The organism is Mesorhizobium sp. NZP2077 (genome assembly GCF_013170805.1).
In the GTDB taxonomy this organism is placed as follows: Bacteria; Pseudomonadota; Alphaproteobacteria; order Rhizobiales; family Rhizobiaceae; genus Mesorhizobium.
In genome coordinates this window covers 6,621,427-6,636,750 of sequence record NZ_CP051293.1, presented here as the reverse complement: position 1 = coordinate 6,636,750, position 15,324 = coordinate 6,621,427, and the positions used below count along the sequence as shown (strand labels likewise).

The 15,324-nt window shown below is 59.4% G+C and carries 15 protein-coding genes and 1 pseudogene; 10 read left to right on the top strand and 6 right to left on the bottom strand.

Annotated features, from left to right (window positions below; all coding sequences use genetic code 11):
• Window positions 1-64: 64 nt before the first annotated feature.
• The 5 genes from HGP13_RS32715 to HGP13_RS32695 all read right to left on the bottom strand — a co-directional run bounded on the left by HGP13_RS32715 (window position 65) and on the right by HGP13_RS32695 (window position 3,413).
• Complete coding sequence (locus tag HGP13_RS32715; protein WP_172233866.1) at window positions 65-361, bottom strand: hypothetical protein; 297 nt, start codon at window positions 359-361, stop codon at window positions 65-67.
• On the bottom strand, window positions 348-1,793 hold the full coding sequence (locus HGP13_RS32710) for a type II and III secretion system protein family protein (protein ID WP_172233864.1): 1,446 nt from the start codon (window positions 1,791-1,793) through the stop codon (window positions 348-350). The genes HGP13_RS32715 and HGP13_RS32710 overlap by 14 nt, the downstream gene beginning before the upstream one ends.
• 55 nt (window positions 1,794-1,848) lie before the next feature.
• Window positions 1,849-2,889 (bottom strand): Flp pilus assembly protein CpaB, encoded by a 1,041-nt coding sequence (gene cpaB / locus HGP13_RS32705; RefSeq protein WP_172233861.1) that lies wholly within the window; start codon window positions 2,887-2,889, stop codon window positions 1,849-1,851.
• Between the two features lie 94 nt (window positions 2,890-2,983).
• Window positions 2,984-3,184: a Flp family type IVb pilin gene (locus HGP13_RS32700; protein WP_172233858.1), complete on the bottom strand. Its 201-nt coding sequence runs from the start codon at window positions 3,182-3,184 to the stop codon at window positions 2,984-2,986.
• 16 nt (window positions 3,185-3,200) lie between these two features.
• Window positions 3,201-3,413: a Flp family type IVb pilin gene (locus tag HGP13_RS32695; RefSeq protein WP_172233855.1), complete on the bottom strand. Its 213-nt coding sequence runs from the start codon at window positions 3,411-3,413 to the stop codon at window positions 3,201-3,203.
• Window positions 3,414-3,966: 553 nt separating this feature from the next.
• Here HGP13_RS32695 and HGP13_RS32690 point away from each other — a divergent pair.
• The 10 genes from HGP13_RS32690 (at window position 3,967) to HGP13_RS32645 (ending at window position 14,860) form a co-directional block, all read left to right on the top strand.
• Window positions 3,967-5,097 (top strand): phosphatase PAP2 family protein, encoded by a 1,131-nt coding sequence (locus HGP13_RS32690; protein ID WP_172233852.1) that lies wholly within the window; start codon window positions 3,967-3,969, stop codon window positions 5,095-5,097.
• A gap of 109 nt (window positions 5,098-5,206) precedes the next feature.
• Window positions 5,207-6,595: a CpaF family protein gene (locus HGP13_RS32685; protein ID WP_172233849.1), complete on the top strand. Its 1,389-nt coding sequence runs from the start codon at window positions 5,207-5,209 to the stop codon at window positions 6,593-6,595.
• Window positions 6,595-7,566, top strand: coding sequence for a type II secretion system F family protein (locus HGP13_RS32680; protein WP_172233846.1), 972 nt, complete (start codon window positions 6,595-6,597; stop codon window positions 7,564-7,566). The genes HGP13_RS32685 and HGP13_RS32680 overlap by 1 nt, the downstream gene beginning before the upstream one ends.
• Before the next feature lie 18 nt (window positions 7,567-7,584).
• On the top strand, window positions 7,585-8,535 hold the full coding sequence (locus tag HGP13_RS32675; protein WP_172233843.1) for a type II secretion system F family protein: 951 nt from the start codon (window positions 7,585-7,587) through the stop codon (window positions 8,533-8,535).
• Window positions 8,536-8,588: 53 nt separating this feature from the next.
• Window positions 8,589-9,146: a tetratricopeptide repeat protein gene (locus tag HGP13_RS32670; RefSeq protein ID WP_172233840.1), complete on the top strand. Its 558-nt coding sequence runs from the start codon at window positions 8,589-8,591 to the stop codon at window positions 9,144-9,146.
• A gap of 1 nt (window position 9,147) precedes the next feature.
• On the top strand, window positions 9,148-9,687 hold the full coding sequence (locus tag HGP13_RS32665; protein ID WP_172233838.1) for a prepilin peptidase: 540 nt from the start codon (window positions 9,148-9,150) through the stop codon (window positions 9,685-9,687).
• Window positions 9,688-9,988: 301 nt separating this feature from the next.
• Complete coding sequence (locus HGP13_RS32660; RefSeq protein ID WP_172233835.1) at window positions 9,989-10,657, top strand: isoprenylcysteine carboxylmethyltransferase family protein; 669 nt, start codon at window positions 9,989-9,991, stop codon at window positions 10,655-10,657.
• A 15-nt stretch (window positions 10,658-10,672) separates the two neighbouring features.
• Window positions 10,673-11,686, top strand: coding sequence for an acyltransferase (locus tag HGP13_RS32655; RefSeq protein ID WP_172233832.1), 1,014 nt, complete (start codon window positions 10,673-10,675; stop codon window positions 11,684-11,686).
• Window positions 11,687-11,847: 161 nt separating this feature from the next.
• Window positions 11,848-12,990, top strand: a complete 1,143-nt coding sequence (locus HGP13_RS32650) for a hypothetical protein (RefSeq protein WP_172233829.1) — start codon at window positions 11,848-11,850, stop codon at window positions 12,988-12,990.
• A gap of 232 nt (window positions 12,991-13,222) precedes the next feature.
• Complete coding sequence (locus HGP13_RS32645) at window positions 13,223-14,860, top strand: DUF882 domain-containing protein (RefSeq protein WP_172233826.1); 1,638 nt, start codon at window positions 13,223-13,225, stop codon at window positions 14,858-14,860.
• A gap of 10 nt (window positions 14,861-14,870) precedes the next feature.
• Here the strand turns inward: HGP13_RS32645 and HGP13_RS32640 are convergent.
• Window positions 14,871-14,996: pseudogene (locus HGP13_RS32640) on the bottom strand (SDR family oxidoreductase); the annotation flags it as partial.
• Window positions 14,997-15,324: the final 328 nt, after the last annotated feature.

The following is a 15,324-nucleotide window of genomic DNA, read 5'->3' as shown; positions in this document are numbered from 1 at the left end:
CTCTCTACTTTCCTGCGCAAGGGCCCCTCGCATGCCCGGCGCCCTCCGCATCCTTCCGTTCAGTTTACTGCGACGTCGTCACACCGGACCCGCCGACATTGACCGTGATCGCCGGCGGCGGCGGCGGTGGTGGTGGAAATTTGTAGTTGTGCGCAACAAGTGCGGCCCGCGTGCCGTCGCCTTCGATATGTGTGTTCCTGGAAGCCGGATTGAGCGGGTCGACCGTCTGCAGCAGCGAATTGAACTTCTGCGTGTCACCGGCGGCCAAAGTCACCGTGTCGTAATGGTTCAGATAGTCCGCGGTGCAGCCCGACAGCGCACCGGCGCACAGAATGAGGATCAAGGCGCTATTTCTTGACATAGAGCATCTTGTCCTTCGATTTGAAGTCGAGCATGTGGCCATAAGGGCCGGTGACGCCGTCGCCCGTTTCATATTTGCGGATCATGTCCTTGTTCACCTCGAGCTGGCCGAGGACGAAGAATTCCGGGTCATTGGCTGGCCGCGTCTTGTCGAACGGCGTCGCCAACTGCTCGCCGGGCTTCACCGGCCGCACGAGATGCGGCGTTACGATGACAACCAGCTCAGTCTCTTCCTTCTGGTTGCTCGAATTGCGAAACAGCGTGCCGATGACCGGCACCTGGCCGAGCCACGGCACCTGGTTCTGAAGCTTGGTGGTCTTGCTGGACAGCAGTCCGCCGACCGCGAAGCTCTGGCCGTCGCGCAGTTCGACCACGGTCGACAGTTTGCGGTTGGTGAAGATCGGGTCGCCGGCCGTGGTGAAGCCGGTCAGGTCGCTGACCTCCGGTGCCAGCTGGATGTGGATCTTGTCGTCATCAAGCACGATAGGCGTAAAATTCAGATTCACGCCGAATTGCTTGTATTCGATCTGGACCTGACCATTGGCGTCGACGCTGCGGATCGGGACCTGGCCACCTGCGTTGAAGCTGGCTGGCTCGCCGGAAAGTGTGGTGAGATTGGGGTTTGCCAGAGTGCGCACCACGCCCTTGTTTTCAAGGGCTTGGATAATTAGGTCGACCTTAATGTTGCTATCAATGACTCTGGTTATAAGTGCCGCGAATGGATTGGTGCCTGACAGGACGCCAGCGACCAGGTCTCCCGATCCCAGCACTACCTTGTCGCTGTCCACAGCCGCAGTGCCCGTCCCAACAAGGGTGGTGCCGCGGCTGTTGGTGCTCCGAATCGACACGCCGAGATCGCGTCCCGCATTTCGTTTAGCTTCCAGAACCCGGACTTCGAGATTGACCTGCTGACTGTCGTCGACGGTTACAGAGTTGATGATAGCGTCGGGACCATATTGCTGCGCAACTTGCATGATGGCAGCCAGCGTGGCGCCATCCTTGACATGGCCAGCGAGCCTGACCTTTCCGTTGATCGAGCCGATTTCGATGCGCGATCTTGGCGATACCTGCCGGATAGCCGCCGCCATATCGCTGACGTCGACGCCGACCTCGATCTGGATGACGCCGAGCGAGCGCTTTTCAGGCGAGAACAGATTGACCGTTGTGGTGCCGGCGCCCTTGCCGATGACATAGAGCGTCCGGTCGGTCATCGGCTGTGCATCGGCGATCTTCTCGTCGCCGACGACGATATCGCCCAGATTGGCATTCACCTGCAGCGTCACCGATTGCGACATCGGCAGGAAGATGCGATGGACGCTCGGGCTCGACACGTCGATAAATCTGTCTGCCGCATCGGCCGCGAGGCTCGATAGCGTTACCGCCGCCAGGCAGGACAACGCGGCCGCAGCCATCCTTACGCAAAACCCCTGCATCCCCGTCTCCCCACTGCTGCTACCGCGGCAGCCCCACTTTATTAGCCGCATCTTATCATGGTTGTCGCGGCACGTCATATGTATCGAGTTTCACGCCACGAAAGACGCCCACTGTTACGTTCTTCGGCGGCTCCGGCTGCACGTATTTTACCACTTCCTTCACGACTTCCCGCACTTCCGGGGTAGACGCCACTGCAGGAACGGGCTTGACCTTGCCCAACTCGTCAAGGCGGCTTCCAACCCGCTCCACGGCCTGGGTCAGGCCGGCTAACTTGTCGTCCGCTCGCTTACGCTCAGCCGCGGCCGCGGCATCCGCCGCCGCTTGCTTGTTCAGTTCTGCCTGCCTTTTGGCGACGTCGTCTGGCGTTTCGCCGGTCAGATCCGATAGCGTTACGCGCTCGGTCGTTTCGCCTTTGCTGGCAGCGGCCTGACGCAGCGCCAGCGACAACTGGCCGGCTCCTGCCGCCAATGTCAGCTTCTGCGCATCCTTGGTGCTGACCTCAAGCGTCACCGACTTCACGACGGTCGGGCTGTCCTTGCTCACATCGGCAACCTGGTCGACGGCGAGCACCTTCATGCTCTGCAGCAGCACGTCGACAAAACTCTTGTCAGCGCCGTCGTCGCCACGCACCGAGCGCGTCAGAAGCACGTCGACGCGGTCGCCAGGGAAGACGAAGCCGGCGACCCCAAGCACGTCGTTCACCCGGATGGACACGGCCTTCATGCCTTCGCCGAGCACCGCCGAAAGCGTTGCGCGCTGGCCTGGGCCGGTGATCTTGGTCGCCAGAACAGGCTCATTGGTGCCGATCGCCTGCAAAGCCTGCTTGGTTCCGTCGCCAGCCAGCGCTTCTTTCGTTGTCTTGAAGGCACCGGCCGGGACCGCGCCCGCCGGCCACGCGATTTCGCGCAGCTTGTCGTCGGTCAGCATGTCGCCAAATTTCAATGGCACCGCTGCCACAACGACCGTATCGCGCGGTAAATCATCCGTCCGCGCCATCGCATTGCGCTGGCTGGCCAGCCAGATATTGGCGAGCACCACCGCCAGGACGCCGAACACGCCGGCGAGAACGATCATGATAAGCGTATTGGCGCGCATTCTTCCACCCCACCATCGCCCGCCGGGCGAATCTCAGCCCCTTCAAAGTGCAAGATCCTGGGCCGAAATCGAACGATTCCGGCCCAGAGAGTTGTTAGCAAGTGCTCCCGGGAGCACCATTGGTGCCGAGCTTGGCGCAAAGGCCGGTGAACTGGCTACCAACCCATCCGCCGATGGCAATGATCGCAACAATCGATGCCGCTGCGATGATGCCGATCAGGATAGAGTATTCCACCATTGCAGCGCCGTTCTCATCGGCTTGGAACTGCCTGGCTACGTCGATAAGCCGAGTCATGGCTTGTCTCTCCAGATCAACCGGCCGGGTTGCAAGAGCTGTTGGCTGCACCATTCGTGCCAAGCTTCGTGCAGAGACCGGTGAACTGACTGCCGACCCATCCGCCAATCGCGATGATGGCGACAATGGACGCGGCGGCGATGATGCCGATCAGGATAGAGTATTCGACCATAGCAGCGCCGTTTTCGTCGTCGCGGAACTGCCGGGTCATCGTCATGAGCTTCTTCATGTCAATTTCTCCCTTTGGAGGTTTGAACCCGACGAGACAGAGCCAAGGATGAACCCCATACCCAAGCATCCCCCGTCATCTCGATCCTAGGTCCCGAGAAATTGCGAAGTCAAACGGGATTAACGATTCCTTAACTTTCCAATACATGAACTGGCGAGTTCAGCGCGCCCTGAAATTTCAGCAAGAGCTTGATTCGTCTAAATTTTCAAGCGCTCTTAACCATCCGTTCACAATTATGTCGCCTAGCTAATTTAGGTAGGTCTACTTTAGCAAAAATGCATACTCCTTTATATCTAAGGGGGTATAGCCAGTTATGGAGTGGGTGCCGATGGCTGGGCACTCAAGGGCCACGGACGCCTCCAAAGATTAGTCCGCTGCTCATGTTTGACGACGTTGGAAGACGGAAAATAAAAAAAGATATTTTCGCCGCTCGCGTCTTAACTATCTTGTAAGTATTGATCCTTCCCGAACCCGAGGGCGCTTGTCGCGCATGTGGTTAACCGTTAGTTTAGGTCTTGCGAAGTTAGAAGGGGCTAATGGGATGGGGCGGTCGATGCCTGGACGGATGGAAGGCGAAGGACGGGCATTCCCGTCCTCGTCGCTTCCGGCGGGCGACTCGACCGATCCGATGGCGGCCACATCATTTATCCGTAGGCCGTTCGGATGGACCCGATGCGCGATGGCAGAATTTGGAAACGATCGGCTTGTTGCCTTTATTTCAGCCTTGTTAGCCGGAGCTGTGGTCGCAAATCTGATTTGGTTGCCGTTCTCGACCGTGTATCTCAATAGATCTATCTGGTTCGATGTGGCGATGACCTTGCCCATGGCCTTGCTGTGGGTGCTGCTTGGAGTGATGCGCCTTCAACTTCGCAAAACGCCTTTTGGCTATCGCGACATGGTAAGTGAGTTCGCTGGCAGGATACAGGCGCTGGCTATGGCGTTGACCGTTATAACCCTGTTTTCCCTAGTGCTTCTGCTCGTTACCTATTTGACCGCCGCGACAAACCGTCCACTACTGGACAGCTATCTGGCTGCGGGCGACGCAAGCTTGGGCTTCGACTGGGTCGCCTATGTAAGGCGGCTCAATGACTACCCATCAATCGATCATGTGCTTTCGATGGCCTACAACAGTTTGAGCGTACAGCTATTGGTGCTGCCGGCCATCCTTGCGTTGACCGCCCCATCGGACCGGCTAGAGGAATTTGTAGCGCATTACGGCGTGGCCGGTTGTTTGATGTGCCTCGTCACGATGGCGGTTCCGGCGGCAGGGGCCTTTGAGTTTTACCATCCGTCGCCGGATATCTTGAGCTCCTTTGATCCCGGCGCCTCAACGCGGCACCTTGGGCAGCTTCATGCCCTGCGGACACTGAAACCATTCCTGCTGGAACATCCTGAAGGACTTGTCTCGTTCCCTTCCTTCCACTCCACCCTGGCTGTGATCTTCGCCTATTCGATGCGTGGAATCCGCTATATCTCACTTCCCGTCTACGCCCTCAACGCGATGCTGGTCCTCGCCACATTTCCCGAGGGCGGGCACTATCTCGTCGACGTGCTGGCCGGATTGGCAGTCGCGGCCGTTGCAATTCAATTTGTCCGCTGGATTGCCCAAGCCCGGCCGTCCCTGCAGTCAAATTCGGACGTCGCTCAACGCTCGCCCGACCGACAACAGGTGTCTCTGTCATGACCGTCGCTAACCAAGCAGTTATGTTTCGACACGATCCGCCGGACCTGGCTTCGTACAGTTCCGGGTCGGGGAGTGATTTCCTATCAAGTGAATTCCGGAGTTGTGCGAGATGTTAGGCCGCTTCATCAAAGGGCCGGCTGAACAGCCAAAGCCGCTGGACCAGTCGATCACGAGCGTAGTCCTCGCTGCAACGCCAATTCCGGCGATTGTCGATCTGACGCCGCAAGGCGAGGACTTCCTGACGCTAAAAGTCGAACTGCATCGCCATTTGATTGACCGGTTCAATTTATCCGCGCTTGAAACCGCATCCAAGGACGAGATCCTGAACGAGATCCGCCCGATCGTGCGCGAGTTCGTGCGCACCCACAGCGTGCCGCTGAACGCGCGCGAGCTTGACCAAATTACCAGCGAAACCGCCGACGAGATGCTCGGACTCGGCCCGATCGAACCGTTGCTCAAGGATGACACGATCACCGACATAATGATCAACACCCACAAGCGCGTCTTTATCGAGCGGCGTGGCATCGTCGAAGAGACGGCAATCCGGTTTCGCGATGAGGCGCATCTGCTGCGGGTCATCAACAAGATCGTCTCGAACATCGGCAGGCGCGTCGATGAATCGTCTCCGATGGTCGATGCCCGGCTGGATGACGGCTCACGCGTCAACATCGCCGTGCGGCCGATCTCGGTGGACGGCCCGCTGGTCTCGATCCGGAAATTCTCCAAGAATCCTTATTCGCTCGAACGTCTGGTGGTGCTCAATTCTATCCGGCCCCCGATGGTTGAGCTGTTGCGGATCGCCGTCCAGGCACGCAAATCGATCCTGGTTTCCGGCGGCACCGGCAGCGGCAAGACGACCTTGCTCAACGCGCTATCGAGCTACATCCCCTCCAGGGAGCGCCTGATTACCATCGAGGATGCGGCTGAGCTGCAACTGCAGCAGCCGCATGTTGGCCGATTGGAGACGCGCCCTCCCAATGTCGAGGGCAAGGGCGAGGTTCGCCAGCGAGAACTGCTCAAGAACGCGCTGCGTATGCGGCCCGATCGCATCATCGTCGGCGAGGTGCGCGGCGAGGAGGCCTTCGACATGCTGCAGGCCATGAACACCGGACATGAGGGCTCGATGACCACCATCCATGCCAACACGCCGCGCGATGCCATATCGCGGCTGGAGCAGATGGTCGGCATGGCGGGCATGCCGATGACCCACGACTCCATCCGGGCGCAGATCGCGTCGGCCATCGACATCATCGTGCAGACCCAGCGCCTCTCGGACGGCGGCAGGCGGGTGACGTCCATATCCGAACTGACCGGCATGGAAGGCAATGTCGTACAGCTCCAGGAGATCTACACCTTCGTGCGTCGCGAGGTGACCGCGGACGGCAAGGTCATCGGGGATTTTCGCGCCACCGGCGTGCGTCCGCGTTTTGCTCCGGAGGCAGCGACGCTCGGGCATCATTTTGCCAAGGATGCCTTCAACCCGCAGGTTCCACTCTGATGCCGACCGGCCAGGCACTGCTATACTTTATCTATATGCTGGCGGCGGCGTCGGTCATTCTCGCTGGCGAAGCTCTATATCTTTCCTTTGCCGGCCGCCGGTCTCGGATTGGCGTGATCAACCACCGGCTGAGGCGGCTGGCTGACGATGCGCCCGCGGAACAGATCCTGCAGGGATTGCTGCGCGAACGTGGACTGACGGAATCAGGCGACTTTCTATTCGGTATGATTCGGCTGAACAGGCTCTATACCCAGTCCGGCATCACCGGAAACCCAATGGTTTTCGCAGCGACGTTTCTCTGCGCTGGACTGGCGATTGCGTTGCTGATGTCGGTCCTGTTGCATTTCTCTACCCTGGTGTCGCTCATCGTTTTTCTGGCGATCGGATTCGGGCTGCCGCTTCTCGTTCTTCGCCGCGCCCGCAACAAGCGCATTCAGAAGTTTTCAAAACAGCTGCCGGATGCGCTCGACATGATCGTCCGTTCGCTGCGGGCCGGACATCCGGCTTCGGTAGCGGTCGCGCTCGTAGCGCGCGAAATGCCTGATCCGCTCGGTAGCGAATTCGGCATCGTTTCCGATGAAATCACATTTGGTCTGAGCATCGAGCAGGCAGTGCGGAAGCTGTCGCAACGCGTGGGCTTCGAAGGCCTTCATCTGTTGTCGGTGTCGCTGTCGATCCAGTCCAAGACGGGCGGCAATCTTACTGGAATCCTGTCCAATCTTTCCGTGGTGCTGCGCGACAGGCAGAAGCTCAAAATGAAAATCCGGGCGCTTTCGGGCGAGGGCCGTGTGTCCGCGTGGATCATTTCGCTGTTTCCCATTGTCATGTTCCTGATCCTTCAACTGCTTGCCCCGTCCTACTACGGCACCGTCTGGGACAGTCCGATGATCTTGCCGGTATTCACGATTTTCGGGCTGTGGGCGTTGTTGGGCGACTTTATCATGTACCGCATGGTCAATTTCGATTTCTGACGGGAGCGAAGCATAAACTTGTTTGCGATCATCCAGGATCTGGGCACTTTGATATCCGTTGCCGTCTTCATCGCGGCGGTTGCGTTGTTCCTGTTCGGCGCGCTTGTCCTCTTGCCGGCGCTGCAGACGCGGACGCTGGTCGCGCAAAGCCTGAAGACCGAGGGGTTTGCCGATCGTCGTTCGCTCGCCGGACAGGAACTGCTTGCGAAGCTTTCCGCGCAGCGGCCGGTCGACGCCTATTTCCGGTCGATGGAGAAGGAACGGGACGAACCAAATGCGCTTGAGGCGAAGCTGTTTCGAGCCGGCTTCTATCAGACCAGCGCGCCGCTCATTTACACCTTGTCACGTCTTGGTGCTGCCTGTGCTGGCTTTCTGGCTGCCTATGCGCTCTTGTCGCGAGTGCTCCCACCTCAATTGCCCGGTTTCATAGGTTTTGCCGGTTCCGCTCTTTTCGGGCTCGCATGCATCGTGGTTCCAAGCATCCTGCTCGATCGCTTCGAGAGTGCGCAGAAGGAGATCTATCGCCGCGCCTTTCCCGATTTCATGGATATGATGATCACCTGCGCGGACGCGGGCATGAGCCTGGAGGCGGCGGTGGAGCGTGTCAGCAGCGAATTGGCCGGCACCCACAAATGGCTCGGCATCCAGCTTTCGATCATGAATCTGCAGTTGCGTGCCGGCAAGCCACTGCGCGAGGCGCTGCGCGACCTCGCCGACCGAATCGGTCTTGACGAGGCGCGGGCTCTGGCAGTGCTTTTTCGGCAGTCGGAAGAACTCGGCACCAGCCTGACCGACGCTTTGCGGGTCTACAGCGAAGAGATGCGCAGCCAGAGAATTCTTCATGCCGAGGAGCGCGCCAACGCTCTGCCGGTCAAGATGATGATTCCATTGGGACTGTGCATCTTCCCGGTGGTGATGATGGTAATCATGTTGCCGGTGATCATCCGCATGAAGGGCATTTTCTTCTAAATGTTTATATGCTTTGGTTCTAAAATAGAGTCGGGGGACTCTTGGGAGACAAAATGACAGGGCCAATGCGCCTCGCAGCCGTAGCCGCAGCCAGTCTGTTGATGGCGCTTGCCGGTTGCCAAACGAACGGTGCGGACACCACCGATGGTGTCGTGCGCACCAACGAGCCTTCGAAAGGCGATGTCACGTCTTTTGGCGATGCCTTCGATGGATTGAAGACGGTCGGCAACGTCGAATATTACGCCTCGGACCAGGCCGTGGCCGAAGCCAAGAACCAGTTCCGTGCGGAAAATTACGGCAATGCTGGTGCGTTGTTCTTCAAGGCGACGCAACTCGCGCCCAATGACGGCGGCGCCTGGATGGGGCTGGCCGCCTCCTGCGATCGCATCCACCGCTTCGACCTTGCCGACCGTGCTTACGCACGGGCCTTCAAGCTTGTTGGCGCGTCGCCCGAATACTACAACAATGTCGGCTATTCCTACCTGCTGCGCGGCAAGCTGCAGGATGCACGCGCGAATTTCCTCAAGGCTTACGAACTGGCGCCCAACGATCCGACAGTAGCCAACAATCTGAAGCTGCTGTCGTCAAGCGTGCAGAACATCGAGCGCTAGCATGCTGCTTGTCGAATCGCTGCTGCTGAAGGCTCTCGCCATCCCTCTGCTCGCCAGGATTGCGTGGCTCGACTTCACGACGCAGAAGATTGCCAATCGCGATGTGCTGCTGCTGCTTTGCCTTGGGGCGGGATCGTTGTTTTTGCTGCTGCTCCGATCCGGATCCTGGTGGGAAATGGGCTTGAGCGCGGCTGCCGGCCTCGTGCTGTTTTTTGCCTTGTTCCCTTTCTGGCTCTTGCGCAAGATCGGTGCTGGCGACGTGAAGTTGATGGCGGTCGTCCCTTTCCTGACAGGTGGCAACGACCTCGTCGTGTTTTCCGTGCTGCTACTGGTTTTCGCACTCATCACTGCGGCGGCCATGAAAAATCCATTCCTGCTGCCCGCAGGCGCTTTCCGCATCTACGTTCAACATCTCGACCGCAAAGGCGTTGTGCCGTTCGGGGTGCCAATCTCTGTCGCGGCAATCTGCACGATAGCGTTCGTAATCTACAAAGCTCTGTTGATTGCGACGAGTTCAGGAATCTTGGATCAACTCAATTGAACTGAGGCAGTTCGCCCTGCTTTACGAGGCGCGGGCCATCCCGCTGCATTTACAGGCAAGGCCAACCAAAACGCAAATGTTGCGCTGTGAGGGTTAAGCGCGATCATTGTAATGGCGGAAATCAAAAATGACATCGGCGCCAGGACACGAAGCACGGGAAGAAGATTTGGCATTTAGCCACGATAGGCCGGACAGATTAATCAAAAGTTGAGACGGTATCCCCGTTAACTCTTTGCAAACCATTTTCTTGTCGGGGCGCGTAAGTGATGTTTCAATGACTGCTTAGGCTAAGGGGGGCGAAATGTTGAACGAGGATTTTTTTGGTCGTGTTGCCATCATTTTTGTCATGACGGTTTTGGCGACGTCCGGCGCGATACCTCTGTTCCTCCATCTCCGTCAGGATACATCAGAACTTTCGCTCGCAGTCGTCACTCAACTGGCATCAACCTTGTTTTTGTTGTTGCAGCTTGTGATGACAATCACACGTCTTCCGCCGAAAGGGACCGCGCAGGGAATTGCACCAAGACTAACCTCGGTAGCAGGAACATTTATGGTCCTGCTCGCATTGACCCTGACGCCGCCATTGCAAAATGAGGCGGCGCAGGTGACGGCTCTTTGCCTGGTCCTGATAGGTACAGCCAGTTCGATTTTCTGTCTTTATTGGCTGGGCCGTTCCTTCTCTCTTATGGCGACAGCTCGTCGCCTGGTTACCACTGGCCCGTACTCGATTGTCAGGCATCCGCTCTACATCTGTGAGGCGATATTCGTTATCGGAATGATTCTTTCACATTTGTCGCTGCTGATGGTGGCGCTGGGTGCGTTTCAATTTCTTTTGCAGTATAGACGCGCGAGAAATGAAGAGGCTATCCTTCGGCAAACCTTCCCAGAGTACGACGATTACGCTCGGCGCGTCCCCATGCTCTTGCCGCGGTTCCTTGGTGGCGCCATACCAGACTCTGGCGGCCAATAGCCAGGACCCGCCCTGTTGATCTGGTCCCTGCAAGTACTTCGCTTCGTTGCCGCGCTGATGGTCGTATATGTCCACGCAGCACAGACTGCCGTTAAGGTCACCGGATCCAATGGCCTGTTACCTCATGATTTTCAGGTGGTCGGCTTCGCAGGCGTCGACATCTTCTTTGTCATATCAGGGGTGATTATTGCCAGGACGGCACCTGGTCTGACTTGGCGATCTTTCGCGTGGAGACGATTCCGGCGCATTGTTCCGCTCTACCTGCTGATCAGCATCCCGTATGCAATTGTCGCCTACAAAACCGGCTTTGGCTGGCGGGACGCGGTGGCGACGCTCTTGCTGTGGCCGGCTACCGATCAAATGACCGCGCCAGCACTGCCTGCGGCATGGACGCTGTGCTTCGAAATGCTGTTCTACGTTGCCGCAGCCATCGTTCTCATCGACCGGCGACTGCTGTCGGTGCTCGTCGGTATCTTCGGCCTCGCAATGATATTTCGCTCAGCGGGTCCGGTGCTGCAGTTCCTCGGCAACCCGCTGATCATCGAGTTCGGCTTCGGCGCCGTTCTCGCCTACGTGCCTAGTTGGAAACCGGCGGTGTGGTGCCTACCGATCGGTGCCGCGGCGATGATAGCTGTCGGATTCGTTGGGATAGCGCCGCAAGGAGGGACGATCGAGTTCCTCGCCGGTGAAAACTGCTTCCAGCGCGTGCTGGTCTACGGTGTCCCGGCGGCGATGATCGTCTTCGGCACGATGCAGATCAACGCGAAGCCGAGCGGCTGGACGGTTCTTGGTGATGCCTCCTATATGCTTTATCTGATCCACACTCTGCCGATAACGCTGCTACTGATGGTGTGGACCGCTTTTCCAATTCCTCCGGACCTGATCATCGTGATCGGCACAGCGACTTCAGTTCTTTTCGCTTGGCGGATGTACATTCGCTTCGAGTTGCCGCTACGCAAATTCCTGCGCCGGCACGATCCCCATGTGAAGACTGGCTGCCATCCAACTGGCTTGGCATTACGCGACTGACGGCTATGTTTCGATGCCGTCGACTCCTATTATGTAGGCCGTTGGCGGACGCACAGCGAAGGCTTCGGTGCACCTACCGATCCTGGTCGTCAGGAGTTGCGTGAAAACTTGTTCAGGTAGCGCGTCGATGACTAAATGAACGATCACAGGGAGAAGGCATCATGGCACTTCACCTTTCGGCAGATGCCCCGGCTTCCGTCGCGGCTACGCCGCAAAAATATCTCTTTGGCCCGTTCATCGACTTCTTCATGCTTGGCGGAAGCGCGCTTGTCATCCTGCCGGTGCTGTATTTTCTGCCGCTCAGCTACGAAGCCGCCGTGACGCTGACGATGTTCCTGCTCTCGCACCTCATAAACCAGCCGCATTTCGGTCATTCCTACCAGATCTTCTACCGCAATTTCGCGCGCAAGGTGCGCGGCGACGGTTACAGCCGCAACCTCCAGATCCGCTACATCATCGCCGGCATTGTCGTCCCGTTGGCCATGACCGCCTTCTTTGCCTATGGCTCGCTGGCGGGGAACGCCCGCCTGCTGGGCAACGCAACCAACGCGATGGGCTTTTTCGTCGGCTGGCACTACGTCAAGCAAGGCTACGGCATGCTGATGGTGGACGCCGTGCTGAAGCGCAAGTTCTTCAGCGAGCAGGACAAGAAGGTGTTGCTGTTCAACGGCTACTCCGTGTGGCTGTTCGCGTGGCTGCAGACGAATGTGGTGATCACCGAAAGGCAATTCTGGGGTTTGCAGTACTACACCTTCGCGGTTCCGCCATGGCTCCTCACCATCGCCATGTCGGTCGCTGCCGCCTCTTCGGCGGCCACCGCCGTGATGTTCATCAATCGCTGGCGCAAGCATGGTGGGGCTCTGCCCTATAATGGCGTCGTCGCCTACGTCGTGTCCCTCTATGCCTGGATCCTGTTCGTGACGCTGAACCCGCTCTGGCTGCTCGTGGTGCCGGCGCTCCATTCCCTGCAGTATCTGGCGGTGGTCTGGCGCTACCAGACCAATGTCGAGCGTGATCGCGCGGATGCCGTCGAGAGGCCGGGATTGAAGGTCCTCTCTATTCTCGGACCGCGATACAGGCTGCGCGTGCTGGCCTTCATCATCGTCGGCGCAATTCTCGGAGCGCTCGGCTTCTGGCTGGTGCCGATGGCGCTGATCGACCTGGTTCCCTACGACAAGGCAGTGCTAGGCTCGTCGCTTTTCCTCTTCATCGCCTGGATCTTCATCAACGTGCACCATTACTTCCTGGACAACGTGATGTGGCGGCGCGGGAATCCGGAAGTCTCGAAATATCTGTTCCGCTGAAGCGATCGGCTGAACGCCTTCGGGCAATCCGCGACTGGCGGGAAGGCCCATTTCCGGCACGAACACGATTCATTAACCAAGATGCTGTTCATCGAAAGGACGGGGACGGATGTCCGTCTGCCTGGTCAAGCCTACCAGATCAGGCCTGCTTGTCGGGTCGAGCGCTTCGAAAAGAAGGCCCCGCATCCGGCGAAGACGTCAAATCGCCCGAAACAGAAACAATGTGCAAGGCATGACCGTGACTGAAAGAGAACAGAACGCGCCCGACGCTTCCCACCGTTGGACATGGCTGCCGGCCGTTGTGGTCGCGTTCCTTTGCCTGTGCGTCACCGCCGCGTCTGCCGAGACGCGCGCTTTGCGAATTCAACATCTCCATACGGGCGAGAAGACTGAGATCGTGTTCAAGCGCAACGGGCGTTACGACCAGGCGGGATTGAAGAAGATCAATTTCATGCTGCGCGACTGGCGCCGCAACGAGCCGACCCGAATGGATCCGCGCCTGCTCGACCTCGTCTGGCAGGCCTATCGCGCCAGCGGCTCGACAGCCTACATCCACATCGTCAGCGCCTATCGTTCGCCGGCGACCAACGCGATGCTGCGCAGCCGCTCGAAGGGCGTGGCGCGGGAAAGCCAGCACATGGTTGGCCGCGCGATGGACTTCTTCCTGCCGGATGTTCCGCTGAAGAAGCTGCGCGACATCGGCCTCAAGATGCAGGGCGGCGGAGTCGGCTACTACCCGACCTCTGGCTCGCCATTCATTCACATGGATGTCGGCAATGTGCGGCATTGGCCGGCCATCAGCCGCCAGGAACTCGCCAGGGTCTTCCCGAACGGCAACACGCTGCATGTGCCGAGCGACGGCAGGCCGCTGCCCGGCTACGAGCAAGCGTCTGCCGCTTACAAATCGCGCAAGGCCACCGGCACGCCCAACATCGACCTGGCAAGCGCTGACGCCGGCCAGCGCAAGTCGCGCGGCCTGCTGGCGACGCTCTTGGGTGGTGCAGACGAGTCCGATGACGTGGCGGAGGCGGCGCCGGCGCCACGCAAGCCGGCCAAGTCGGTTGAGCCCAGGGCGGCAGGGCAGGGCATCGCCATCGTGCCGCCGGAGGCAGCCCAGCGGGCGGACATCCAGGTGGCGTCGGCCGGTGCGGCCGAAGAACCGCTCGCTGAACAAAAGAGCAAGACGCCTGAAGCGATCGTCATGGCGATGGCGCCCGGCGCGGTGCCGCTACCGGCCTTCGCCCCGCGCGCCGAGACCACGGCCAGCATTGCGACCCCGCAAACCGCGCCCTTCACAACGGCCGGCCCGTCCGCGACGCGGGCCGAACTGCCAGTTGCCAAGCCGGCGGCAAGCAACACGGAGGTTCCCCTGGGCAAGGCGGATGCCGCTCCGGCGGCCGTCGTGCCGGAGATGGCGGCGCTCACCGTCCCCTTGCCGACCTGGCGGCCGGAAAGCCAGACAAGCCCGGCGCGTCAGCCGGATGCAGCCAGATCCGCCGATGTCGTCGCTGCCTTGCTAGCCATGCATCACCCCGATGACGGCCTCGATGGATTAGCCGGCCAGCGCGCCGCAGTCCCCGCACCGAAACCCGAAGATCGCGTCCGGACCAATCCGAAGGCCGACCGTGTCCCGCCACGTCTCGATCCCGAAATCACCGCCGCCGCGTTGAATGGCCGGCCCCTTGAGGCCGGTCGAGGCATCGCCGGCGAAACCCGGTCGACAACGGCGCCCGTCATTGCCGCCAATTTCATCCGCAGGGCGCCGGAGCAGGTCTATCTCGATGGATTCCAGCCGCGAGGACAGACGTCCGATCACCGCCGCTTCACCGGCTCCGCGGTGAAGTTCCTGCCCATCGCCAGCTTCAAATAAGGGCGGCAGGCTACGCCACCGACCAACCGCCATCGACCAGAATACTCGCCCCGGTGATCAGCGACGCCGCTGGCGAGGCGAGGAAGACCACGGTTCCCGCCACATCGATCGGGTCGCCGATGCGGCCGACGCGCATGCACGGCCAATACCGCGTGAAGCGCCGGTCACCAGCACCACCTTGCCGGCCAGGTCGAACCTTGGCGTGAAGTCCGTCATCGCAACCTCCCCTGAAAGCTTTTCGTGCCGAACCAGTCGCCAGCGTGCGCATCGGAACGGCCGCTTCTGTTGAAGACTACCTGCTCACGGCGTGAAAACCAGCCGGCATCTCCACCTCACGACAAGAACACCGTTCGTCCCGGGCCTTGCCATGCGCCGGCCATCATGATGCCATTTCCCTGGGCAAGATCGCGCCTTCGGGTTCCGGGGTGGGCGATGCGGTTTGGGCGAATAATAGTTGAAAGAGT

What these genes read in the sequence shown, in the direction of transcription:
- HGP13_RS32645 (WP_172233826.1), top strand. Translation starts at nt 13,223, where the DNA reads ATGACCGTGACTGAAAGAGAACAGAACGCGCCCGACGCTTCCCACCGT.
- HGP13_RS32680 (WP_172233846.1), top strand. Translation starts at nt 6,595, where the DNA reads ATGCCGACCGGCCAGGCACTGCTATACTTTATCTATATGCTGGCGGCG.
- HGP13_RS32665 (WP_172233838.1), top strand. Translation starts at nt 9,148, where the DNA reads ATGCTGCTTGTCGAATCGCTGCTGCTGAAGGCTCTCGCCATCCCTCTG.
- cpaB (WP_172233861.1), bottom strand. Translation starts at nt 2,889, where the DNA reads ATGCGCGCCAATACGCTTATCATGATCGTTCTCGCCGGCGTGTTCGGC.
- HGP13_RS32685 (WP_172233849.1), top strand. Translation starts at nt 5,207, where the DNA reads ATGTTAGGCCGCTTCATCAAAGGGCCGGCTGAACAGCCAAAGCCGCTG.
- HGP13_RS32660 (WP_172233835.1), top strand. Translation starts at nt 9,989, where the DNA reads ATGTTGAACGAGGATTTTTTTGGTCGTGTTGCCATCATTTTTGTCATG.
- HGP13_RS32710 (WP_172233864.1), bottom strand. Translation starts at nt 1,793, where the DNA reads ATGCAGGGGTTTTGCGTAAGGATGGCTGCGGCCGCGTTGTCCTGCCTG.
- HGP13_RS32690 (WP_172233852.1), top strand. Translation starts at nt 3,967, where the DNA reads ATGCCTGGACGGATGGAAGGCGAAGGACGGGCATTCCCGTCCTCGTCG.
- HGP13_RS32650 (WP_172233829.1), top strand. Translation starts at nt 11,848, where the DNA reads ATGGCACTTCACCTTTCGGCAGATGCCCCGGCTTCCGTCGCGGCTACG.
- HGP13_RS32695 (WP_172233855.1), bottom strand. Translation starts at nt 3,413, where the DNA reads ATGAAGAAGCTCATGACGATGACCCGGCAGTTCCGCGACGACGAAAAC.
- HGP13_RS32715 (WP_172233866.1), bottom strand. Translation starts at nt 361, where the DNA reads ATGTCAAGAAATAGCGCCTTGATCCTCATTCTGTGCGCCGGTGCGCTG.
- HGP13_RS32700 (WP_172233858.1), bottom strand. Translation starts at nt 3,184, where the DNA reads ATGACTCGGCTTATCGACGTAGCCAGGCAGTTCCAAGCCGATGAGAAC.
- HGP13_RS32670 (WP_172233840.1), top strand. Translation starts at nt 8,589, where the DNA reads ATGACAGGGCCAATGCGCCTCGCAGCCGTAGCCGCAGCCAGTCTGTTG.